This is a genomic window from Solibacillus merdavium (genome assembly GCF_014836935.1).
GTDB lineage: Bacteria > Bacillota > Bacilli > Bacillales_A > Planococcaceae > Solibacillus > Solibacillus ferritrahens.
Map to the genome: position 1 here is coordinate 87,669 of NZ_JACSPW010000011.1, position 22,260 is coordinate 109,928.

26 protein-coding genes are annotated in these 22,260 nt (G+C 36.9%); 10 read left to right on the forward strand and 16 right to left on the reverse strand.

Annotation, left to right across the window (positions count from 1 at the left end):
- Position 1 precedes the first annotated feature (1 nt).
- From H9632_RS12530 to H9632_RS12540, 3 genes are all read right to left on the reverse strand, one after another.
- Positions 2-985, reverse strand: coding sequence for a sensor histidine kinase (locus H9632_RS12530; protein ID WP_191704409.1), 984 nt, complete (start codon positions 983-985; stop codon positions 2-4).
- Positions 985-1,689: a response regulator transcription factor gene (locus H9632_RS12535; protein WP_191704410.1), complete on the reverse strand. Its 705-nt coding sequence runs from the start codon at positions 1,687-1,689 to the stop codon at positions 985-987. Before H9632_RS12535 ends, H9632_RS12530 begins: the two co-directional genes overlap by 1 nt.
- 205 nt (positions 1,690-1,894) lie before the next feature.
- A complete protein-coding gene (locus H9632_RS12540) occupies positions 1,895-2,887 on the reverse strand; it encodes a lipoate--protein ligase (RefSeq protein ID WP_191704411.1) in 993 nt (330 codons plus the stop codon).
- Between the two features lie 140 nt (positions 2,888-3,027).
- Between H9632_RS12540 and yhfH the strand changes: the two genes are divergently transcribed.
- Positions 3,028-3,153: a protein YhfH gene (gene yhfH / locus H9632_RS12545; protein ID WP_008406441.1), complete on the forward strand. Its 126-nt coding sequence runs from the start codon at positions 3,028-3,030 to the stop codon at positions 3,151-3,153.
- A gap of 166 nt (positions 3,154-3,319) precedes the next feature.
- Here yhfH and H9632_RS12550 read toward each other — a convergent pair whose 3' ends face one another.
- The 9 genes from H9632_RS12550 to hemE all read right to left on the reverse strand — a co-directional run bounded on the left by H9632_RS12550 (position 3,320) and on the right by hemE (position 13,616).
- A complete protein-coding gene (locus H9632_RS12550) occupies positions 3,320-5,506 on the reverse strand; it encodes a YhgE/Pip family protein (RefSeq protein ID WP_191704412.1) in 2,187 nt (728 codons plus the stop codon).
- An 88-nt stretch (positions 5,507-5,594) separates the two neighbouring features.
- A complete protein-coding gene (locus H9632_RS12555; RefSeq protein ID WP_191704413.1) occupies positions 5,595-6,170 on the reverse strand; it encodes a TetR/AcrR family transcriptional regulator in 576 nt (191 codons plus the stop codon).
- A gap of 120 nt (positions 6,171-6,290) precedes the next feature.
- Positions 6,291-6,791 (reverse strand): FixH family protein, encoded by a 501-nt coding sequence (locus H9632_RS12560; RefSeq protein ID WP_191704414.1) that lies wholly within the window; start codon positions 6,789-6,791, stop codon positions 6,291-6,293.
- On the reverse strand, positions 6,791-8,182 hold the full coding sequence (locus tag H9632_RS12565) for a sensor histidine kinase (protein ID WP_191704415.1): 1,392 nt from the start codon (positions 8,180-8,182) through the stop codon (positions 6,791-6,793). The genes H9632_RS12560 and H9632_RS12565 overlap by 1 nt, the downstream gene beginning before the upstream one ends.
- The gene (locus H9632_RS12570) at positions 8,179-8,871 is read right to left on the reverse strand and encodes a response regulator transcription factor (RefSeq protein WP_191704416.1); all 693 of its coding nucleotides are present in this window, start codon (positions 8,869-8,871) and stop codon (positions 8,179-8,181) included. The genes H9632_RS12565 and H9632_RS12570 overlap by 4 nt, the downstream gene beginning before the upstream one ends.
- On the reverse strand, positions 8,868-9,830 hold the full coding sequence (locus H9632_RS12575) for a YncE family protein (RefSeq protein WP_191704417.1): 963 nt from the start codon (positions 9,828-9,830) through the stop codon (positions 8,868-8,870). Before H9632_RS12575 ends, H9632_RS12570 begins: the two co-directional genes overlap by 4 nt.
- A 164-nt stretch (positions 9,831-9,994) precedes the next feature.
- Positions 9,995-11,428, reverse strand: a complete 1,434-nt coding sequence (gene hemG / locus H9632_RS12580) for a protoporphyrinogen oxidase (protein ID WP_191704418.1) — start codon at positions 11,426-11,428, stop codon at positions 9,995-9,997.
- Positions 11,429-11,442: 14 nt separating this feature from the next.
- Positions 11,443-12,375, reverse strand: a complete 933-nt coding sequence (gene hemH, locus H9632_RS12585; RefSeq protein WP_191704419.1) for a ferrochelatase — start codon at positions 12,373-12,375, stop codon at positions 11,443-11,445.
- Positions 12,376-12,566: 191 nt separating this feature from the next.
- Complete coding sequence (gene hemE / locus H9632_RS12590; protein ID WP_191704420.1) at positions 12,567-13,616, reverse strand: uroporphyrinogen decarboxylase; 1,050 nt, start codon at positions 13,614-13,616, stop codon at positions 12,567-12,569.
- Positions 13,617-13,866: 250 nt separating this feature from the next.
- Here hemE and H9632_RS12595 point away from each other — a divergent pair, with 250 nt between their 5' ends.
- The 3 genes from H9632_RS12595 (at position 13,867) to H9632_RS12605 (ending at position 15,512) form a co-directional block, all read left to right on the forward strand.
- Positions 13,867-14,373, forward strand: coding sequence for an antibiotic biosynthesis monooxygenase (locus H9632_RS12595; RefSeq protein WP_191704421.1), 507 nt, complete (start codon positions 13,867-13,869; stop codon positions 14,371-14,373).
- Between the two features lie 63 nt (positions 14,374-14,436).
- On the forward strand, positions 14,437-14,988 hold the full coding sequence (locus H9632_RS12600) for a chromate transporter (RefSeq protein ID WP_191704422.1): 552 nt from the start codon (positions 14,437-14,439) through the stop codon (positions 14,986-14,988).
- Entirely contained in the window at positions 14,985-15,512 is a 528-nt protein-coding gene (locus H9632_RS12605; protein ID WP_191704423.1) for a chromate transporter, read from the forward strand. Before H9632_RS12600 ends, H9632_RS12605 begins: the two co-directional genes overlap by 4 nt.
- Before the next feature lie 256 nt (positions 15,513-15,768).
- Here the strand turns inward: H9632_RS12605 and H9632_RS12610 are convergent, their stop codons facing one another.
- Both H9632_RS12610 and H9632_RS12615 read right to left on the reverse strand, forming a co-directional pair.
- A complete protein-coding gene (locus H9632_RS12610; protein WP_191704424.1) occupies positions 15,769-16,947 on the reverse strand; it encodes an ABC transporter permease in 1,179 nt (392 codons plus the stop codon).
- Complete coding sequence (locus H9632_RS12615) at positions 16,931-17,680, reverse strand: ABC transporter ATP-binding protein (protein WP_191704425.1); 750 nt, start codon at positions 17,678-17,680, stop codon at positions 16,931-16,933. Before H9632_RS12615 ends, H9632_RS12610 begins: the two co-directional genes overlap by 17 nt.
- Before the next feature lie 160 nt (positions 17,681-17,840).
- Here H9632_RS12615 and H9632_RS12620 point away from each other — a divergent pair, with 160 nt between their 5' ends.
- From H9632_RS12620 to H9632_RS12640, 5 genes are all read left to right on the forward strand, one after another.
- Positions 17,841-18,272 (forward strand): HIT family protein, encoded by a 432-nt coding sequence (locus tag H9632_RS12620; RefSeq protein ID WP_318247699.1) that lies wholly within the window; start codon positions 17,841-17,843, stop codon positions 18,270-18,272.
- A 157-nt stretch (positions 18,273-18,429) separates the two neighbouring features.
- Positions 18,430-18,801: a YtxH domain-containing protein gene (locus tag H9632_RS12625; protein WP_191704427.1), complete on the forward strand. Its 372-nt coding sequence runs from the start codon at positions 18,430-18,432 to the stop codon at positions 18,799-18,801.
- 180 nt (positions 18,802-18,981) lie between these two features.
- Positions 18,982-19,542 carry an HTH-type transcriptional regulator Hpr gene (locus tag H9632_RS12630; RefSeq protein ID WP_191704448.1) on the forward strand — a complete coding sequence of 187 codons (561 nt, stop codon included), beginning with the start codon at positions 18,982-18,984 and terminating at the stop codon, positions 19,540-19,542.
- Positions 19,543-19,685: 143 nt separating this feature from the next.
- Positions 19,686-20,228: a DUF3267 domain-containing protein gene (locus H9632_RS12635; protein WP_191704428.1), complete on the forward strand. Its 543-nt coding sequence runs from the start codon at positions 19,686-19,688 to the stop codon at positions 20,226-20,228.
- 33 nt (positions 20,229-20,261) lie between these two features.
- Complete coding sequence (locus tag H9632_RS12640; RefSeq protein ID WP_191699486.1) at positions 20,262-20,447, forward strand: hypothetical protein; 186 nt, start codon at positions 20,262-20,264, stop codon at positions 20,445-20,447.
- Positions 20,448-20,509: 62 nt separating this feature from the next.
- On the opposite strand, the gene H9632_RS12645 is transcribed toward H9632_RS12640, so the two are convergent.
- Positions 20,510-20,620, reverse strand: a complete 111-nt coding sequence (locus H9632_RS12645; protein ID WP_191704429.1) for a YjcZ family sporulation protein — start codon at positions 20,618-20,620, stop codon at positions 20,510-20,512.
- A gap of 147 nt (positions 20,621-20,767) precedes the next feature.
- Here H9632_RS12645 and H9632_RS12650 point away from each other — a divergent pair, with 147 nt between their 5' ends.
- Entirely contained in the window at positions 20,768-21,616 is an 849-nt protein-coding gene (locus H9632_RS12650; RefSeq protein ID WP_191704430.1) for a peptidylprolyl isomerase, read from the forward strand.
- 50 nt (positions 21,617-21,666) lie between these two features.
- Here H9632_RS12650 and H9632_RS12655 read toward each other — a convergent pair whose 3' ends face one another.
- The gene (locus H9632_RS12655; protein WP_191704431.1) at positions 21,667-22,002 is read right to left on the reverse strand and encodes a zinc ribbon domain-containing protein YjdM; all 336 of its coding nucleotides are present in this window, start codon (positions 22,000-22,002) and stop codon (positions 21,667-21,669) included.
- Positions 22,003-22,260 lie beyond the last annotated feature (258 nt).

Genomic DNA, 22,260 nt, shown 5'->3' on the forward strand with positions numbered 1-22,260 from the left:
CCTAAGATTGAAATACCACTTCTACCTGTGTGCCTTGACCTGTTTCTGAAGTAATAACGAGCTGATGACCGAGCTTATCGCATATTTCCTTTGCAATATAAAGCCCCATACCGGTAGATTCACCAGTTTTCCGACCATTTTCCCCAGTATAAAATGCTTTCGTAATTCGGGACAAATCAGCTTTCGGTATGCCAATTCCTTCATCCCGTATACATAATTGCACTTGGTTTTCCTTCTGTACTACCGTAATATATATTTTCTTATTTGGTTCAAATGTATATTTAACTGCATTCGTAATAAATTGTTCAATTAAAAAATGAAGCCATTTTATATCACTCATTACTATTATATCTTCATCAATGTTTACTTCCGGAAAGACACGATTCGTAATAAATAAACGTTTATTCTCATTGATAGTATCCATTACAACGGATTTAAGCGGTACTTTCATGATTTGCATATCGTCGGCGAAATTTTCCAATCGCGCATGCATTAACACCATTTCAAGACCTCGCTTTAAACGCTCCACTTCCTCTTGGACACTTTTTTTATCAAGCTCCTCTTCCTGCTGCAACAACAGCTCCAAAACCGACACTGGTGTTTTCATCTGGTGGACCCACTGATTCATAAATTTATATTGCCGCGATTGAGTCGCATACAGTACCTGTACTTCATGCTGATACAGCCGGTACAGTTCATGTAAATACTGTTCTGTCACTGCATATTCATACGTTTTCGCATTTTTTTGAAGCGCATCTTCCATTGTACTTGGCAGTACCGAAATCTTCGCTAAATATCGGCGTCTTAGCATATACCTCACAACTAGAAAAGAAAGAATAAGAAGAAAACTAATAGCAATGGCATAAATAGCGGTATTGATGTCACGAAACCCATCCAGCCAAAATAATGATAGTAAAAATAATGTCAGTACAATTTGGAAAATAATATAGGAAAGATGCTCCTTAATAAATAGTTTGATTGCCATTACATTTCCTCCGCACTTAATAAAAAGCGGTAGCCTGCCCCGCGCACGGTTTCAATCATTGACTTCACTCCATAATCCGCTAACTTTTTCCGAACACGAGTCATATTCACATTCAATGTATTCTCATCGACAAATGCTTGATCATCCCATAGTTCCTCCAGCAAATGATCTCGCGACACTACTTTTGGTGCTTGTCCCATTAATAAACCCAAAATAATACATTCCTTCTTTTGCAAAGGAATGACCAAATCTCTTAACTGAAGTTCCATCCGTTCCAAGTATAAAGTGAGCTGACCTTGTACAACTGTTCGCTCTTCCTGTCTTGTGGAATATTCACCATATGTACGACGTAAATGACTGCGAATTTTAGCAAGTACAATTTCATAGTTGAATGGCTTCGTAATAAAGTCATCCCCACCATTTTCCAATGCGAAAATTTGATCCATTTCTCCAGAACGTGCAGAAATGAACAGTATTGGACATTTCGTAAATTGCCTTAATTTCCGGCACCAATAATATCCATCATAAGAAGGTAAATTTATATCCAATAAAATCAGATGTGGTGAAAATGCCATGCATTGCTCGACCAATAAATCAAAGTCATCAATCGTCTCCACATCATATTGATATTTCCTTAATGTATCTGCTAATAGAGAAGCTATTTTTGGATCATCCTCTACGATGAAAATTCGATGCTTTTCCATCTGAATGACCTCCTTTTCAATAGGTTATCAAATAATAATACCTAATCATTTTAAATAATCCATCGTTCCTGCAGCGGCAACGTTTCACCGCAATAAGATGGACTTAAAAAATCTTTTTGAGTTTATCTTATTGTACCAAAAAAAAGGAGCTCTCGAAATTAGGAGCCCCCTCTTTAAACAACCTCATGATGCGATACACTGGATGCTAGTATATTAATTGAAGGAAGTCCTCTTCAGATACCCCACCAAAATAAGTAGGAATTTCAATATTTTTTAGCTTTTCCGCAATTGCACCACGTTCGTATTTAGTGCCGATCAGTAATTGTGCGACTTCCTCCACATCACCGATACCGAAGAAATCACCAAAGATTGTTGCGTCTTCAATAACTCCTTTGTTTACATCTAAACGAATATCTAAACCGCCTGATGGAAATCGCTTAGTCTTTTGAATATTGAAGCGTGGCGATTTGCCATAATTCCATTCCCATAACTGATAGCGGCTTTTGGAAATTTCATGGATTTTTCCCCAATCCTCTTCCGTAAGCTCATAATATTTAATGTTTTCTTCCCCACCGAAAATCGATTTTAAAATTTCCATGCGGAACTCTTCAACTGTAATTTTTTCAGGTAGGAAATCAACTATGTTTGCGACACGCGAGCGCACAGACTTAATCCCTTTAGATTCGATTTTGTCCTGTTTAACTTTAAGTGAATTAACAACAGCATCTATATCCAGATCAAACATTAACGTACCATGACTAAACATTCGGCCACGAGTTGAATATTGTGCATTGCCCGATACTTTCTTGCCTTCAGCCAAAATATCATTACGACCCGATAGCTCTGAATTTACTCCTAATTTCGCAAGTGCATCCACAACTGGTTGTGTAAACTTTTTGTAGTTGCTGAAACTGTTCCCATCATCCTTCGTTAAAAAGCTAAAGTTTAAATTGTTAAGATCATGGTAAACTGCGCCACCACCTGAAAGGCGTCGCACAACAATAATTCCGTTTTTTTCTACATAGTCCGTATTAATTTCTTCGATTGTGTTTTGGTTTTTCCCGATAATGATTGAAGGCTGATTAATGTAAAACAGTAAATAATCATCTTTTTCAATATCCATATTCTTTAATACATACTCTTCTATCGCCAAGTTAATGCGTGGATCTGTAATCCCTTTGTTATCGATAAAATACATGGGGCTTCTCTCCTTCACAATATGTCCAAATTTATTTTAACTTAAAATGGGCCATTTGTGTTGACGAATTAAATCTGTTATAATACAATACATAATATAAACAGAAGTAATATAACAGAACATTAAAGGAGGCATGCACAATGTTAGAAAACGTAGTGGAATTTTTCAAGAATTTACCTGATAAAATTTGCGTTCAATGCGGTGATAAAATCGAAGAACAAAGCGAGTGCTACAGCAACAATTGTGATAAATGTAACTCTCTTTAATTTTTACACACTGTTTAATTCGCATTATTTCAAACCTTCATCTTAGATAAAAGATGAACCTATAATAGCTTACATGAACCACGAGCCCGCTCAATGCTCGTGGTTTTTTCTGTCCGCAAAAAATAAGCATGGATTCGGGTTACCCTTGAATCCATGCTTCTTATCTCTAAGCTTCTGTATGATGTTTTGAATAGCGTTTTTTATAAAGTAATGCAAAATAACTGAATGTGATTGCCAAGCATGAGAACATTACTGTACCTAAAATCGACCAGTTGAACATCAAGAATGTTGTATCACCTGTTGAAATAGCTGCTTTAAAGCCTTGCACAGAGAATGTCATTGGTAAAATTTTATTAAAGAAGTGCAATTGCTCCGGTACTAGCTCGATTGGGAACGTACCCGCACTTGTTGTTAATTGAAGTATTAGTACAACAATTGCAATAAATCGTCCTGGATCGCCGAACAATGACACTAATAATTGAACCATCGCTAAAAATGTAAAGCTTGTTAAAATCGTTGTCAGAATAAATAGTGGCATACTATTGACCTCAAGACCAAGCCCCCAAACGACAATTGCAATCGTAATGAAGGATTGCACTAATCCTACACCGATTAATACCGTCACTTTACTTATAAACCAGCTTGCACTGTTTTTCGGTATAATAGCTGGTTCAACGAATGGGAACACGATTGAAATTAATAATGCTCCAACGAATAATCCTAATGAAATGAAGTATGGTGCAAAACCTGTACCGTAGTTAGGTACGTGATTTACTGATTCCTTTTCTATTTCCACAGGAGAGCCTACCATATTATACGTATCTTCAGTTGGATTAACTTGTACTTTCTCGCTTGCTTCTGTTAACTTTCCAGATAATGTTTTCGTCCCATCCTTTAACTCTTTCGTGCCATTTACTAAAGTAGTCGAACCTTGCGCTAACTCACCTGATTTTTCAGCTAATAAGCTTGTGCCATCGCTTAATTTATTAGAACCATCCACTAATGTGTTTAAACCCTGCGCCAATGAGTTGGCACCTGTTGCGGCATTCAATGCACCTTTGCTTAATTCGTCTAATTTCCCTGCAATTGTTGTGTTGCCTTCAGATAATGAACTAGCTCCTGCAACTAGCTGTGCCGAATTTTGCTTTAATTGTGCAACACCGGCATTTACTTCTAGTTGTCCTGCATTTAATTTATTCGCACCCTCACTAATCATGGCAATTTTATCATCAAGCCCATTTACGCCTTCATGTAACTGACCTAAACCACCGCTTAATTCTTTACTGCCAACTTGTAACTGTGCGAGTGCTGTTTTTAAAGCTTCTTGATTTTCTTCTGGTAGCATTGGAAGGATAGCTTCTAATTGGCTCGCTAATTTATCCATCCCACCTGCTACATTTGCAGATCCATCTGCCAACGCTTTAACTTTGTCATCAATGTTTGCTGTACCTTGTGTTAGCAACTTCAAGCTTTCTACTAAGCTTGCTTGGCCTGATGTAATTTCCTTTTGACCGTTTGCTACTTGATCTATACCATTTGTATAGCTTTCAATACCTTGTTGCAGAGTATTCGCGCCATCTGCTGCTGATTTTGCTCCTGCTGACAATTGATTGCTACCATCAGCAATTTTTGCTACACCTGTTGCTAATTCCTTTGCACCTGCCGCAGCATTTTTCGCACCAGCTGTTAATGTGCCTGTACCGTCTGACAATTCAACAGTACTTGATGCCAATTGCTCTAAATAGCCCTTCAGCTCATCAGCGCCATCTGCCAGCTTCGCAACACCTTTATCTAGTTCTCCTGCACCATCTGCCGCCTCGACAAAACCGTCACCCAGCTGTGTAATGGAATCAAATAACTTTTCGGCATATGTTGCTGAAACTTGCATATTTACTTCCGCCTTAATGCGGTCCATTGCAGTTTCACCAATTTGTGCACTTAAAAAGTTAAAGCCTTCATTTGGAATATAATCGATAACCAATTTTTGTGGTTGATCATCTAATAATGTTGTTGCATGCTCCGAGAAATTTTCCGGAATTTTAATTAAAATATAATATTTTTGATCCAATAATTTTTGGTCTGCTTCCTTTACATCTACTTCCTCAAACTGGAACTGCTCACTATCTATGAGCTTGTCGACCAATGTTTGACCGAGCTCCATTGTTTTGTCATCCATCATAGCCCCTTTGTCTTCATTAACAATGGCTACCGGCATGCTTTCTAAATTAGCATATGGATCCCAAAATGCCCATAAGAACATCCCACTGTACATGACAGGAACAAAAAGAACGGCAATAACTGAAATAAGCATTTTCTTTGTTTTAAAGATCTTCAGCCATTCTGCTTTTATCACACTAATTTCCTCCTTTAAAACTATATGACCGAAATCGTCATTTGGTCATTTCTTGGTAAAAAGAAACCACTCCACTAGGAAGTGACTATTACTTTTTCTTTGCCAAACCTCTGAAAAGGGTTTCGCTGAATAATGTCAAAATTTCTTGTTCGTTGAGTGGCTCATTATGTGTCAACTGCCAGTCTACAATAAAAGCTAAATACGATTTAAACAACAAAAAGGCTACATGCTCAGGGTTACATTCAATAATCTCATCTTTTGCAATGCCATTACGAATACGCATTGATACATATGAAATGATTTCCGATTCGATTTTCAACAACATTTGCTGTACTTCAGGAGTGCCTAGCGCTGTTTCCTCTTCTATTAGTTTAGCAAACAGTAAATGTCGTTCGCGGAATTGCAGCATTTTCATCAATGCTGTATGCGCATTTTGCATAAAGCTTGCATTTGTATCAATTAGCCGATCTGTTTCGTGCTTCATTTCATTGATTAAATGGAATACCACTTCCTGAAACAGCTCTTCTTTATTTTTGAAAAACGTATAAATTGTCCCTTTCCCGACATTAGCAATTTTAGCAACTTGTTCAATCGTTGTTGCTTTATAGCCAAATAAAGTAAAAGACTTTGTTGCGCCCAGTAGAATTTCATGTCGACGATCCATAAATCCACCTCCTCAAAAAAAGTAGCATTCTAATAATTAATTTTAAAATCAAAAATGACCAGAATACCACATCGGTCATCCAGTCATTATTATACACCGTTCATTTCATTTTGCAATCAATTAATGTCCATGCTCATCTTTTTCTTCATCCTCTTCATCACCTTCATGGCTTGACCCATGTTCCATTGAATTCGAGCTTGTATCTTCGACTACTTTACTCATATCAGGATTTCCTACAATTAGCTTTTGCTTTGGCATAACATGCATTCCGCGAGCCGTCGTATGGGCAAACATATAATATACTCCATCATGACCGAATGTATAGTCAGCCATATATATTCCATCCTCTGTTAGTTGCCCGTCCAACATCTCTCCATCATCCCTAAACCCGGACTCCCATACTTCAAACTTTACTTCCTGTGCGTCATTCACAGCTTCTTCCTCCTGCGTGACACGTGCTGCAAGCTGAACGGCTTCTCCTGCGTTTAATTGCTCTGCAGTTTGAATTTGTACATCGACAAATGCCGGCACTTCAGCGGTATCTAGTGTTTCCACCTCTTCATCACCACAACCGAATAATACGAAAGGTACTGCAACTAAACTATATAACCATTTTTTCATCATTCTTCCTCCATTAAAGGGAACATGACACTTACGGCTGCCCCTTCACCTAATATACTTTTGATTTTCAATTTTCCTTTATGCTGTTTGACAATTTGCTCCACTATCGATAATCCTAGACCACTTCCGCCGTCTGATCGGCTCCGCGCTTTATTCACACGGTAAAATCGCTCCGTCACATGAGGCAGATCTTCAGGTGGAATACCTATCCCATAATCAGTAATCGTTAAAACTGCATATGATTCTACTATAGAAGATTCTACACGAATGCTAGAATGATCAGTTGAATAGTGTATTGCGTTTTCAAGGATGTTAATAAAAACTTGCTTTAGTTTTTCTTCATCACCAATGACAATTATTTCTTCATTTAATTGTTGAACAAATTGAATATTTTTTTCATTTGCCTTTTGTTGTACTAAACGAATGGCATCACGGATAGTTTCTGCAAAGACAAGCATATCAAAATACGATTCTGCCTGGCTGTCTTCCTTACGTGCCAGCTGCATGAGTTCATTCGTCAGGCGCTCCATCCTTGTAGCTTCTTTCGCAATTAACCGAATCGCTTCATCCCGCTTAGCTTCATCGATTATTCCTTTTTGTATGGCTTCACTATACCCTTTTACATAGCTAATCGGTGTACGAAGCTCATGTGAAACTGTTGCTAAAAAGGATTTTTGTGCTTCGTCATCTTGCTGAATTGCATCTGCCATTTGGTTGAAAGCGGAAGATAAATGCCCAATTTCATCATTTACTGAAACATTGACCCGTACATTGTAATCCCCAGCAGTCATTTGATTTACGGCATGCTGCAATGTGTCTAATGGCTGTAAAATTTTCCGCATTCCTTGATAGACGAAAAAGCCCGCTACAAGCAAAAACATAATTGCCCCTGTTATGAGTAAAATCACTTCTTCTTTTGCCAATTCCGAAATTTTGGCTAACGGATAATAGATGTAAAGAATGCCTTCTAGCCGATTTTGATCTGTAAACGGGAGAATGACTGATATTATTTGCCGATCAAACCGCTCCTCATATCCTATCTTTGTTACAGCATTCCCTAGCAGTAATTGTTTCCGCTCATCCGGTCCAATTAATGCATCATAGTCAATATCAAATGGCACACATGCACTTAATTCCCTCGGGTTTCGGACAGCGAATATTTCAAGATTAGACATTGCGGCAAACTGTTCAATATCGGCGATTAACTGATCCGATACTTTGCCTCCACTATATTTCGTCTGTAGCTTCTCACCTGTTTCAATCATTGTGCTTTTCGTATCTTCCACGTAAAGCTGTTCATATAAAAAGTTTGTAAATATGTACATAAAGATGATGGTTGCACTTAAAAATAACACCATTAATAGCCAGAGCTTTGAAGATATTTTTTTCATGTCGTATGTTCAAAGCGATAGCCTACACCCCATACTGTTTGGATGTATTCACTCGCTTCTTTCGATTTTTTGCTCAATTTTAGCCTCAATGTTTTAATATGAGTATCCACTGTACGAGCTCCACCTGCATAATCAATATCCCAAATTCGTTCCAAAAGTTGCTCGCGCGTATAGACGATACCCGGTTTTAACATAAATAAATGCAAAAGCTCAAATTCCTTTAAAGTTAACAATACGGCATCCTGTTCGATGTATACTTTCCGTGAAACTTCATCCATTTTTAAGATACCTCGGCGCAAGTATTGGATTGGTGGCTGTTCACTTACTGCTCCAACCCTTCTTAACACCGCAAATATGCGCGCGACTAATTCATCGGCAGTGAAGGGTTTGACAATATAATCATCGCCCCCTATCATTAGACCCTTTACCTTATCTTCGTTTGCATCGCGGGCTGTCAAAAAAATAATAGGAACTTTTGCCATAGCCTGCATTGCTTCACAAACAGCAAATCCATCTTCCCCTGGCATCATCACATCAAGCAAAACTAAATCCACCTGCTGCTGGGACAATATAAAATATGCTTCAGCGCCATTTGCTGCCTGCACCGTTTGAAATCCGGATTTCGTTAAAATAACATCGATTAATTGGCGCATATTTTCTTCATCATCTACTATTAAAATAGTTGTCAATGACTATCCCCCCTTACGAGCAATTGAAAAGGTCCCTCTTTTGTTTTAACCTGCTTTTGAATTTCACCATCATCTAAAAAATAAAGCGTATGATCATCATATCCCGCAACAACCAACTTATCCTGAAATTGGGCAACTGCAAATGGATTTGCCCCAATATCCTGTTGCCACAATATATCACCATCTGCCGTAACACGATAAATTGTATTGGAACCGTGGCTCGATACAATGATATCTTCATCCGCTTTCGAAAAAGCAATCGGCATTAAAGGCAGCGTGAACTCTCTATTTAACTGACCTGTACTTAAATTATATACACGGACGAATTTATTCGGTTTATTTCCAATTCCATGACCCCCAACCCATAATTCCTGATGCTCATGCGAGACATACAACCCTTGGGAAGATGTTGAAACTGGCCATTCATCGATTACCTCTAAGTTTTCTTTATGTACGACAGATAACACGGTATCTTTATAATTTATCACATATAAATAATCTTTCGACGCCGCCATTGACATTGGATAATTGCGCAACTTAACTTTTTTCTTGAGTTGCCCATTTTCGGTATAGCTTATTAGTTCATTTGTTTTGCCATTTGTTAAAAATAGTTGGCTCGTATCTTCATCATAATAACCATTTGTAATGCCTAATCCTACTTCAATGGACTTCACCTTTTTCCCAGATGAAAGCTGTAAAATATCCGCATGCTGCAATTGATAGCCGTATAGCAATACTTGATCAAATCCAATTAATACTGCTCCTGTATATCCTTTCTCGAAAACCCATGTCGTGATTAATTCACCTGACTGTCCGTAAAAGGTTAAGGAAGGCTGCAAAATATTAAGGGATGCAACAAAAGGTTGATGTGGATTAATATCTTCCATTCTTTCGCTATCACAACTAGCTAAAAGTAAAAGAACTATGCAACTAAAAAAATATATTATGATTTTTTTCATTGTCATTGCACCTCATCAATAAGCGTACTAAAAATATGTGAAATTTGCATGAAGCCAATAGGATAATTTTGTGAACGAATAAAGTAAATTCACACCAAAAAAGCTGCATTAAAAGCAATTATACTTTTAATACAGCGTTTTTGTTCAATCAACATATTGAGTGGTTAAATTGCCAACTTTGGTTCTAACAATTGCCCAAGCAGTAGCTCCGCGGTTTCTCTCCCCTGTAGGACACAATCCGGGATACTAATGCCCTCATATGAACTTCCTGCCAAATAGACATTCGGGAATTCTTCATAAAACTGCTCCTTCATTGAAGACATGCGCAGCTGATGACCGATCGTATATTGGGGCATAGCTTCTTTCCAGCGAGCAACTGTCGTAAACAGCGGTTGTGCATTGAGTCCAACCGCCCGATTCAAATCCTGCAAAACAATTTTCTCGATTTCATTATCTGATAACTCTACGATAGACTCATCACCAACACGTCCAATATACACACGTATTAGCTCATGACCATCCGGTGTAATATTATCCCACTTCTGATGACTCCAAGTACAGCTTGTTATCGCAAAATGACTGTTACGCGAAACGAAGAAGTTAAGCGCACCTTCATACTTTTTTGTAGTCCCAGGTTTAAATGCCATCGTAACCGTTGCAATTGTTGCATAGTTCATCTCCGGCATTTGCTGCATAATATCAGAATCCGGGAAGACTTTTTTAGTCACATTAAATGGTGTTGTCATCACAACTTTATCGGCATCTATAGTAGTACCATCATTTAATGCAATCGATTGTGAATAATCGATATTATTTTCAATGCAATTTACTTTCAGTCCTTTAAGAATGGTCACATCGGTCAACGAGTTTTCCAATGTCTCAATTAAGGACTCCAATCCATTTACAAATGACTCATAATGAATTTCACCCGGTGTATCTACAAGCGCGTAAATTCCTTTACCTGTCTTTTTCATCCCAACCAATAAACTACGATAATCATTTTCAAGCTGATAAAATTGCGGGAACATCGATTGCATACTAACATGATCGACATCACCGGCAAATGTACCTGCCAATACCGGTTCCACCAAATTTTCTACAAGTTCTTTACCGAAGCGTCTACTGAAAAACTCACTAATCGGTTCGTCGGCTTCATGTGGTAATTTAGGTAAAAACAAATCCCCTGCTGCACGGAATTTCCCCATTAATGAAAGGACATTCGATGTCATAAACGAGAATATTTTAGGTGACCCTCCGAGTAAAATATTACTCGGAATTTGATGTAGCTTGCTACCAACTGCGATGAATGTTCGACCATTATTATTTTGAACTATTTCATGTTCGATCTTTAAATCACGTGCCAACTTACGGACACTGCTACCTGTATCAAAAAACGATTCAGGTCCACGTTCAATGATATATCCATCTTTACGCTCTGTATGGATTTTACCACCTAAGCGCAGGGACGCTTCGATTAGCACAATATCTATTGGTAAATTTTGCGCCTTCGTTTTTTGTTGTAAATAGTATGCCGTCGTTAAACCAGTGATTCCACCGCCAACGATAACAACCTTTCTCTTTTTTAAAGTCACCTTCATCATCACTCTCTATATTAATTCGCTATTTTCTTATTTATCGCTTCTACCATTGCGTCTATAAATAAAGGGTGCGTATTTGGCATTGTTGGTCGATAATAGCTTGCGCCAATCTCATCGCATACAACTTTACATTCAATATCATTATCATATAACACTTCTAAATGTTCTGTAACAAAGCCTACTGGAGTGTAGATGAATGCCTTATAACCTTTTTGTTCAAATAATTCTTTCGTTAAATCCTGTACATCCGGGCCTAACCATGGCTCAGGAGTTTGTCCGGCAGATTGCCAACCTACTTCAACATTTACAATATTAGAAGCATCCTTAATTAAACGAGCTGTTTCAACTAGTTGTTCTTCATACGGGTCACCAGCTAATTTGATTTTCTCTGGTAACGAGTGGTTTGAAACAATTAAACAAGCATTTGCACGCTCTTCTTCAGACATCTTTGCCAATTCTCCATTTACTGCTTCTTTCCAAAACTCAATGAATTTTGGCTCGTCATACCATGCTTCAACAGAAGTGATATTTAATGTACCACCCAATTTTTCAGCTGCTTCTTTTGCACGTCCGTTGTAAGATTTAATGGAGAATGTAGAGAAGTGTGGCGCTAAAACGATGGAAACCGCTTCAGTAATACCTTCTTTCACCATCGCTTCCACTGCATCTTCAACAAATGGTTCAATATGCTTTAAGCCGATAAATACTTTATATTCTACTTTGTCCTGAACTTCATTTAAACGGGCACATAAAGCGTGTGCCTGTGCTTCTGTCATCTTTGCAAGAGGTGAAATTCCTCCAATTGCACGGTAACGCTCTGTCAAATCATCAATATGCTCTTGGCTCGGCTTACGGCCATGACGAATATGTGTATAATAACGTTCAATATCTTCTTCTTTATATGGCGTACCATATGCCATTACTAATAATCCACGTACTTCTTTCATGTAAGATCACCTCTGAATGTTTTTAAACACGTTTTCATTTTAAGTTAGTTTTTTGATTAGCCGGGGGATAATGTTTTCACTGTGCTAACAGTGAAAACATTAAGTCATTCCTCCAATCCAATCAACTTTGTACTATATAGTTTTCTCACCTACAATAGTGAATAATCAAATTTTAATTTATCGTTTAATTACTATCGCTTTGCAATTTGTTCGCGGCTGTAGTCGTGTACAAATGCTGTTAGTCGTTTTAATACGGCTGGATCTACTTCCGGGAAGACACCGTGACCTAAGTTGAAAATATGACCGCCTGTATGTGCTAAACCTTGATCGACAATATCTTTTGCACGTGCTTCGATTACGTTCCAGTCCGCCAATAATAATGTAGGATCTAAGTTCCCTTGAACAGCCTTCGTTACACCACGTGCTTCTGCTTCACGGATCGGTAAACGCCAGTCCAATCCTACGACATCGATTGGCAGGTCATGCCATTCGTTAACTAAATGTGACGCCCCAACACCAAACTGTATTAAAGGTACATTTAAAGCACGTAATTCAGCAAAAATACGAGTCATTGTTGGCTTAATAAAAATACGGTAATCTTCCACATTTAATGCGCCCACCCATGAATCGAAAATTTGAATAGCCTTTGCACCGGCTTCTACCTGTGCTGTAATATCCGCGATAATCATGTCAGCTAATTTATCCATTAGCGCAATCCAAGCTTTTGGCTGTGAAACCATAAAGGATTTTGTTTTTGCATAATTACGGCTTGGACCACCTTCAATCATATAACTTGCCAGTGTAAACGGAGCACCGCCAAAGCCGATTAACGGAACATTTAACTGCTCTTTTGTTAACATTTTAATCGTTTCTAAAACATAAGGTGTATGCTCTTTTGCATTAAACTCACGCAAATTTTCTACATCGGCTACAGAACGAATCGGGTTAGAAATGACCGGTCCAATACCCGCTTTAATTTTTACATCTACTCCCATACCCGGTAAAGGGGTTACAATATCTTTATAAAGAATGGCAGCATCTACGTTGTATTGTTCAACGGGTAAACGTGTAACATATGCACATAGTTCCGGTTGCATTGTAATCTCTTCTAATGAATATTTTTGTTTAATTTCACGATATTCTGGCTGCGAACGACCTGCCTGGCGCATAAACCAAACTGGCGTATGTTCTACTTGTTCACCGCGAGCAGCACGTAATAATGTATCATTAAATTTCATCATGTTTGATTTCTACCCCTTAAAATAAATTCATTTTTATTCTGTACTTTTAAAAAAACGTCATTGATATCCATTATCGACTATAAGCTTTTCAAGGATAATTGTATAGATTACTTCTTTAAATGTCATAAAATTGTCCTTTCTGCTATAGAACTTTTTGACAAATAGCTTGAACATCTTTATAAATGGAAATAATAGAACCAATTACGTTTACGTAATCAAACCCCTAAATAAAGAAAAGGAGGTCATATCCATGAATTTTTATGTAACTTCAGGTACACCTGACTATATGGAAAAGTTAGTCGAAAAAAACGCTAAGCACCCGCTCATCTTATTACACGGAAATGGTAACTCTGTTGTATTACATGAAACCGATAAAAAGTCTATTTTTGCTGTACCCCGTAATTTCGAAGTCATTGCACAAAAGGGACAATTTGAGCAGAAGGGCTATTTTACTTTTTACAATATGCCCATTATGTCAGATGAACGTCCTGTTTTCGAGAAAAAAGCTCTCGACGTTATTTCTTCATTAAATACAAACGACGGTGTCATTGCATATCGCTTACTCCGTCCGATCAAAGCAGATACGTATTTATTTATTATCCAGTGGGGTGGACCTGCTTCCTATGAAGTATGGAAAAATAGCAACGAGTATAAAACTTCATTTTCCCCAGTATTCGAAGGAACAACTCTAGCTTTGCAGTCAATGTTTAACGCATCAGCATATATTACGACATACAGTGCCCCATCAAAAGAATAATGCTTTTTTGGAGTTATCTCTCCTATGAAGGTAACTCCTTTCTTATTTAAAGGAGGAAATACATTGGCTAAGCAGTTACATATTTTTATTGCGTTTTTCAGATCGGGATTACTTGGCTTTGGTGGTGGCCCAACTACAATCCCTCTTGTACATAAAGAAGTTGTTAAAACTTATGAGTGGATGACAGATGAGGAATTTTCTGATGTTATATCAATTGGAAATACTTTACCTGGTCCGATTGCTACAAAGATGGCTGGTTATATTGGTTTTCGGGTAGGTGGATGGCTAGGACTCATAAACGCATTAGTAGCAACCGTTCTTCCAACTGTCATCCTTTTAATATTATTGCTTGGTTCACTAAAGCAATTTAGCGAATCTGATTTCGTAAATGGTATGACAAATGGGGTTATTCCCATTGTTGCCGTGATGATGGGTGTTTTAACATGGGATTTTATAAAAAAGTCAAAAGCATCCCTTGGTATTAAATTGGCTTCGATTATTTTTATTGTAAGCTTCATTGCTATTATTGTATTAAATATTCATCCCGGATTTGTTATTGCTGCTTTATTAATAATCGCACTTGCTCTTCCTGTTAAAGGAGGAAACATATCATGACCTATTTCCACTTATTTTTAGCATTTTTCTTCCCAAATATTCTTGCTTACGGTGGCGGTCCGGCAGCAATTCCATTAATCGAGCATGAAGTTGTACAAAAATACGGTTGGATGACGAAAACAGAATTCAGCGAGTTATTCGCACTTGCCAACTCATTACCTGGACCAATCGCAACCAAAATGGCAGGTTATATCGGTTTTGAAGTGGCCGGCGTTTTAGGAAGTATTGTTGCACTATTTGCAACAGTAGCACCCTCCCTCGCACTTATGCTGTTATTATTAAACTTATTATATAAGCATCGTCATTCTGTACGTGTAAAGCGTTTGTCTAGTTATGTATTGCCGGCTATTGCAATCTTAATGCTTTCTCTGACATTTGATTTTGCAAAAACTTCTTATGAATTAAATAATCTTATTCCTACAATTCTATTACTAGCTGCAAGTTATTTTGCTTTGGAGAAATTTAAAATTCACCCTGCCTTTGTCATTTTAGCCGGTCTATTAATTGGGGGATTGTTTTTATAGGATTATAGTGTAAACAAAGAGGTTGGAACAGAAGTAGAAATTTCATTGAATAAGGAAAAGCCCTTATTTAAAAACGGATATTTTATAAAATTGATTGGAATGGAGGGCGACTCCTGAGACTACAGGCTCAGGCCGTGCCCGCGGAAAGCGTCCCGGAATGAAAATCAATTTTTACGCCAGCAAAAAAATGCCATTTTTCTCCCTGAGAAAAATGGCATTTTTGGCTTATGTCCAGTCTATTGTTGTGCTATCAAATCTATTTAGACATGCGTATTGTTAATTCACTTACGCCAATAATCACAACCGGAATAATGTAAAATTGCGGTTGCATGACAGCACATAGCGTCACAATTATTGCTTGTACAATACTTAATTGACGGAGCAACTTTGCGACTGCCTGCTTTCTCGTATCTTTCGGAATTGGATAAAGCATATCCATTCGGAAATCCCCTGCTGACATCAACGCATATTTAAGTTGTAAAGTAGTTGCAAATGCCAAAGCACCGACAACAATCCACGTCACAAACGGTAGTGTAATAAACATTGCTATAATCGCCGAAATGGCAGTTAAACGTACCCATAAATAGAAATGGTCATCTGTTCGAATAAATGTACGGTAAATTAAGAAAGCCTGTGTATTTTCTTTTTTAAAACTAATCGCCTTATAAGCAATATCCAACCAAGCACGGCGTTTTACCGATCCCTTTAGATGCGGAACATCTGTAAAGTAATTCGCAAAACGATAAAAGCTCATCATGCGGTTTTGCTCAAGCCGAATAAAATGTTCATATGGCACCGGATTGTTTTGCATTCTTTTCTGAAGCGTAAAGTTATAAAATCCAAGCATAATCAGGAATACAATACCGATTAAACCGTTAGTTAGCATCATTTGAATGGCCAAAATCGAGATGACAATTCGAACAACCCGATCCAACCCAATTGATTGTCCACGGTTCACATATCTATAATAAAATTCCCCGCGCACATTAAACCATTTCAAAATCGCGATAAATAAAACATTCATCCAAATTTCTGCTGCAGAAAGCTCGGTTACGGCCTTTAATAATGGAATCGCGATAATACATAATACGACTGGCACCAAAACTTGCGACCAAAATGTCCAGTTCATCGCTTTTTTAAAGTAGCCGGGCATTTGACTTTCAAGTGGCAATAAATATACTTGGTCCGGCTCTTTTATTAATGTTACCGGTCGGCTAAATGCTAAGAGTGCCCCAATCATTATGGCAATAATCCACTCAGCCGGAAAATCTGTTGGTACAACTTTTAGCCATTCACTGTATTGATAGCCCCCTGCTCCAGCAATAAAAACAAGGACAATTGCAATATGCCCCGTAAAGACGAAGCGCATATATTTCATCACTTCGCCGATGTAATGCTCAAAGCGCTTGGCCCATACATTATGCATGTTGTTCATTGTCCTGCTCCTTTGTCATCGCAATGTACAAGTCATCCAATGTTGCAGACTGCATGCCGAAAGCTTTACGTAAATCATCCATTGTCCCTTGTGCCCGTACTCTTCCTTCATGCAGAAGGATGATGCGGTCACAATGCTTTTCGGCAGTAGATAAAATATGTGTCGACATTAAAATCGAGGCCCCTGTACGCTTCTTTTCATCCATTTGATCCAGTAAGGATTGAATACCAAGTGGATCCAACCCAACAAAGGGCTCATCGATAATATAAAGGCTCGGGTTGACTAAAAAAGCACACATAATCATTACCTTTTGGCGCATCCCTTTTGAGAAATGCGATGGGAACCAATTTAAACGCTTTTCCATGCGAAATTCCTTTAATAGGCTTTCAGAACGTTCATTTAATGTCTTTTCATCTATTCCATAGGCCATTGCTGTTAATTGTAAATGTTCTTTCAATGTTAGTTCTTCGTAAAGGACAGGCGTTTCCGGAATATAAGAAAAACTGGAACGGTATTTGTCCAAATTCTCTTTTAGCGTCACTCCGTTTAGGCGTATTTCTCCAGAGCGAGGTAAGAGTGTTCCTATTATATGTTTGATTGTCGTACTTTTCCCGGCACCATTTAATCCGATTAATCCAACAAGCTCACCTTTTTTTATTTCAAATGATAAATCTTTTATTACAGGTTTTTTCGTATAACCACCTGTTACATTTTGCAATTGTAAAATTGTCACAGTCGTCACTCCTCTTTTCTAAATTAAGTTTATCAAATGCTCATGAAGTTGAACACTGAATGAATCAGACAATTCTTTAAACGTTTAATACAAATCCTTTACATAAAGTAGTTTTCCAAATAATCTATGATAAAATAAAGAAAAATAATAGAAAAAGGAGATAAAAAAACCAATGAACGATTGCTTATTTTGTAAAATTATCGCTGGTGAAATTCCAAGTTTGAAAGTTTATGAAGACGATCATGTATTTGCTTTTATGGACATTGCCCCATTAACTAAAGGCCATACATTACTAATTCCTAAAACGCATTGCAAAGATTTATTCGAAATGCCTGAGGATGTTGCACGTAATTTATATGCAGCAGCACCAAAAGTGGCAAATGCGATTAAAGCAGCGTTTAATCCAACTGGTATGAACACGATTAACAATAATGGTGCAGCTGCTGGACAGACTGTATTTCATTATCATCTTCATTTCGTACCGCGCTATGACGAGACAGACGGCTTAGTCGTTGAATGGAACAGTCGTCAACAGGATTTTCAGGCGGATGTACTAGCAAATCTTTCGGAGCAGATTAAAGCACATTTATAAACTCATCCAATGATACCAGCATCTTTTCCATACAAAATGCTGGTTTTTGTATGAACTAATTTGCCTCTCCATCCTAAATCCTATTTTAAATGTTTATTGGTAGATGGATTGGGAAAAAGATTTGGATATAGAAATATTAAAAAGTGAGGGAAACATTATGAAAGTAAAATCATTTTTATTAGGGGTCACAACAGGAATTGTCAGCGGTGCTGCAGTTATTTTATTTTCCACACCACAATCAGGTACTGAATTAAGGAAAAACCTTATAGCCAATACTAAAAATATTAAATCTAAACTTCATGAAGTACAAGGCGAATTGAATAATGTAAAACAATCCATTACAACTTTAAAGGCAGAAGCCCAGAATAATATGCCTAGTATAATAAATGAATTAAAAGATAATTTAGCATCTTTTAAAACGGAAATCGAGCCAGAAACAGCATTACTAAAACAAGAAATTGAAAATTTACAGAATTCTATAAGTGAAATCGAGAAAAATATCCCTTCAAACAAAAATAACGCCCAATGAGCAAATATTATCACGTAGCACTTTAGTCCTTGTCCTATTTACAAAAACAGTTAATTAAATCCTAAAATTATCTTTTTGTAGTATATTTCAAGCAATGTTCAATTATTCCATTTTTCTAACTTTAAAGTCTTTTCTTTTATTGCTATAATATTTTTATAATGATAATGAAAGAAGAAGGTGATTGCTTTGACAGAAGATTTATACTCACAAAGAGAGGCTATGCTGTTCAGCCAAAGAGTCGCGCAGCTATCAAAAGCTCTTTGGAAAGCTATTGAAAAAGATTGGCAAACATGGATTAAACCTTTCGATTTAAACATTAATGAACATCATATTTTATGGATTTCATATCATTTGAAAGGCGCCTCGATTTCGGATGTAGCTAAATTCGGCGTCATGCATGTATCTACTGCTTTCAACTTTTCAAAAAAATTGGAAGAACGTGGATTACTCACTTTCTCAAAACGTGATGAAGACAAACGTAATACATATGTCGAGTTGACTGAAAAGGGCTCTGAACTTATTTTACGTATGTATGACCACTATCACGATACAGAGCATTCTATTTTATTAGGTGCGTTGCCATTAAAAGAACTATATGGAAGATTCCCTGAGTTTTTAGATGTAATGGCTGTTATTCGCAATATTTACGGTGATGACTTCATTGAAATTTTCGAACGCTCTTTCTTTAATTTTAAAGAGACACTGGACGATTCAGGAAAACCGAGTATACCAACTACTTAAATAATTCAATTAAAAGAAATGCCGTCAATTTAAATTGGTGACATTTCTTTTTTCTTTCATTATAGTTAGTTTAATGTTTAAATCTTAATATTTAATGGAAAAATAAAGTAAATCGTTATCCATTTTGTTTTAGGGGGGGTAACATGCATTGTTGGAAAACGATTAATATTGAACGCGAATACGGTACAACACGATTATTTTTATTGGGAATAACGCTTTTCATACTGGTTTTTTGCTTTTCATACATTGCATTTAGTTTTAACTTCAATGGTCAGCATATTGATCATTATTTGTGGTTAGTTTTCTTAGCAATACCGTTTCTTTATCCTTTACACAAATTTTTGCATTATATCGCTTTATTTCAATATAAAAAATCACTTATACTTCGATTGAAAATCCAATATTATTTTATTCCAGTCATTAATATGCGCTTAGAAAATGGTATCCCAAAAAAATCCTATATTTTTGCATTGGTTACGCCTTTTATCATAATTAATACATGCTTAGTAATCGGGGGCTTTTCAATTCCCCAATATGCACATTACTTTAGCGGACTGCTTGCGTTACATTGCAGTATTTGTCTTATGGATTTTTTATATGTGAAAAATTTAATGTCTGCACCAAACAATGCTATAATTGAAGAGACGCCAAGAGGTTATGAAATTTTAGTACCACTTGATTTATAGTTTTTATTGACGCTTTAGAGGGGAGGAATAAATTTGTTACTACTCGTTGTCATCTTATTTTCAGTAATATACTTATTCCAAATAAATCGAATGACTGCTGCCTTATGTAGTCGCCGTGAAATTCCAGAAGAAAAACAACCAAAAATTTTCCGTACGATAAATGTTCTAATTACAATTTTACTCGTAAGTTTGTATGTTGAAGTGCTGCTTGCTGTCTAAATGAATCTGTATTCAATTGAAAAGTGGTAAAAATCGAAAATTCGATTTTTACCACTTTTTTTTTAGTAAATAAACGCTGCGCCTACGATAATTAACAAGATAAATAAAACAACTAAAAGCGCAAATCCAGAGCCATTACCGTAGCCTCCGCCGTTATAACCTCCGCCGCCCATAACTTGCCACCTCCTTTCCTTTCCTAATTATCGTATGCACTTTCTTTCACGTAACTTGGGCACTCATTTCCATGCAACCATTTTTGTTTTTAATTCGTTTATGTTATAGTTACAATTGCATAAAAGTTAAGTTAGGGGCGTATTCACATGAAAAAAACTCTTTTCGCATTAACAGTTGCAGCTTCAATAGGTTTAGCTGCATGTAGTAATCCTGGAGATGAAGTTGTCGTATCAACAAATGTAGGCGACATTACTCAAGAGGAATTTTATAACTCAATGAAAGACATTGCTGGGGATCAATTATTACAGCAAGTTGTAGTTGAAAGAATTTTAAATGATAAATATAAAGTGACAGATGAAGAAATCGAAAAGGAATTAGCTACTGTAAAAGAGCAGTATGGCGAAGGCTACGAAGCTGCATTAGCACAGAGCAATTTAACGGAAGAAATGCTAAAAACAAATATCCGTTTCACTTTGTTACAACAAAAAGCTACTGAAGATGTTGAAGTAACTGATGAAGAAATCCAAAAATATTATGACCAAGCTTCTCAAGAATTGAATGCCCGTCATATTTTAGTTGAAGATGAAGCAACTGCAAATGAAATCATCGAAAAGCTAAATGCTGGTGAAGATTTTGCAGAATTAGCTAAAGAGTTTTCAACTGATCCAGGTTCTGGTCAACAAGGTGGAGATTTAGGCTGGTTCACAGTCGGTACGATGGTGCCTGAATTCAATGATGCAGCTTATGCATTAAAAGTTGATGAAATCAGTAAACCAGTACAAACTCAACACGGTTTCCACATTATTCAAGTACAAGAAAAACGTGCTGTTAAAGATTACGGTACTCTTGACGAGAAAAAAGAAGAAATCCGTGAATCAATCGTTGCCACAAAAGGTGATTGGAACGCAAAAATGGCTGAATTAATTAAAGGCGCTAAAATAGATGTTAAAGATGAAGATCTAAAAGACGCATTTTCTAGCTTTACTGCTGAATAATTACTACATGAAAAATGCGAGACCCGTGGTTAAAATGGGTCTCGCATTTTTTAGTTTTTCTTTACGAATTCAGATTTTAGTTTCATTGCACCAAAGCCATCAATTTTACAGTCAATATTATGATCGCCTTCCACAAGACGAATGTTTTTAACACGAGTACCAATTTTTAGCGTTGATGAGCTCCCTTTTACTTTTAAATCTTTAATAACTGTAACGGTATCCCCATCTGTTAAAAGATTTCCATTAGCATCGCGAGCAACTATTCCTTCTTCTACTTCTTCTGCTGTTTGGGACCACTCATGTGCACATTCTGGACATACGTAATTTTGTCCATCTTCATACGTATACTCCGAGCCACATTCAGGACACTTTGGTAATTGTTCCATTTCATATAACCTCCAGTCATTCATCTCCTCTATACTGGCATAAATATAGCCTTTAAACAAGTTCAGGACGAGATAATATGATTCACAAAATTATGTTATGTCTAAGTTAAAGCTAATTCTCTTAAACACGAACATTAGTATTTCATATTGTACAAAAATTCTTATATTTGTCGTTAGTTCTTCTCATTTATGCTTTTCAGGAAAAGAATTCAAAGAATTTTCACACATTTATAAGAAAAGAGTATATTATCTATTTAT

Bases quoted from the DNA above. Each gene is read 5' to 3' on its own strand.
- H9632_RS12530 (WP_191704409.1), bottom strand. From the start codon at position 985: ATGGCAATCAAACTATTTATTAAGGAGCATCTTTCCTATATTATTTTC.
- H9632_RS12535 (WP_191704410.1), bottom strand. From the start codon at position 1,689: ATGGAAAAGCATCGAATTTTCATCGTAGAGGATGATCCAAAAATAGCT.
- H9632_RS12540 (WP_191704411.1), bottom strand. From the start codon at position 2,887: ATGTATTTTATCGATAACAAAGGGATTACAGATCCACGCATTAACTTG.
- yhfH (WP_008406441.1), top strand. From the start codon at position 3,028: ATGTTAGAAAACGTAGTGGAATTTTTCAAGAATTTACCTGATAAAATT.
- H9632_RS12555 (WP_191704413.1), bottom strand. From the start codon at position 6,170: ATGGATCGTCGACATGAAATTCTACTGGGCGCAACAAAGTCTTTTACT.
- H9632_RS12560 (WP_191704414.1), bottom strand. From the start codon at position 6,791: ATGAAAAAATGGTTATATAGTTTAGTTGCAGTACCTTTCGTATTATTC.
- H9632_RS12565 (WP_191704415.1), bottom strand. From the start codon at position 8,182: ATGAAAAAAATATCTTCAAAGCTCTGGCTATTAATGGTGTTATTTTTA.
- H9632_RS12575 (WP_191704417.1), bottom strand. From the start codon at position 9,830: ATGAAAAAAATCATAATATATTTTTTTAGTTGCATAGTTCTTTTACTT.
- hemG (WP_191704418.1), bottom strand. From the start codon at position 11,428: ATGAAGGTGACTTTAAAAAAGAGAAAGGTTGTTATCGTTGGCGGTGGA.
- hemH (WP_191704419.1), bottom strand. From the start codon at position 12,375: ATGAAAGAAGTACGTGGATTATTAGTAATGGCATATGGTACGCCATAT.
- hemE (WP_191704420.1), bottom strand. From the start codon at position 13,616: ATGATGAAATTTAATGATACATTATTACGTGCTGCTCGCGGTGAACAA.
- H9632_RS12595 (WP_191704421.1), top strand. From the start codon at position 13,867: ATGAATTTTTATGTAACTTCAGGTACACCTGACTATATGGAAAAGTTA.
- H9632_RS12605 (WP_191704423.1), top strand. From the start codon at position 14,985: ATGACCTATTTCCACTTATTTTTAGCATTTTTCTTCCCAAATATTCTT.
- H9632_RS12610 (WP_191704424.1), bottom strand. From the start codon at position 16,947: ATGAACAACATGCATAATGTATGGGCCAAGCGCTTTGAGCATTACATC.
- H9632_RS12625 (WP_191704427.1), top strand. From the start codon at position 18,430: ATGAAAGTAAAATCATTTTTATTAGGGGTCACAACAGGAATTGTCAGC.
- H9632_RS12635 (WP_191704428.1), top strand. From the start codon at position 19,686: ATGCATTGTTGGAAAACGATTAATATTGAACGCGAATACGGTACAACA.
- H9632_RS12645 (WP_191704429.1), bottom strand. From the start codon at position 20,620: ATGGGCGGCGGAGGTTATAACGGCGGAGGCTACGGTAATGGCTCTGGA.
- H9632_RS12650 (WP_191704430.1), top strand. From the start codon at position 20,768: ATGAAAAAAACTCTTTTCGCATTAACAGTTGCAGCTTCAATAGGTTTA.
- H9632_RS12655 (WP_191704431.1), bottom strand. From the start codon at position 22,002: ATGGAACAATTACCAAAGTGTCCTGAATGTGGCTCGGAGTATACGTAT.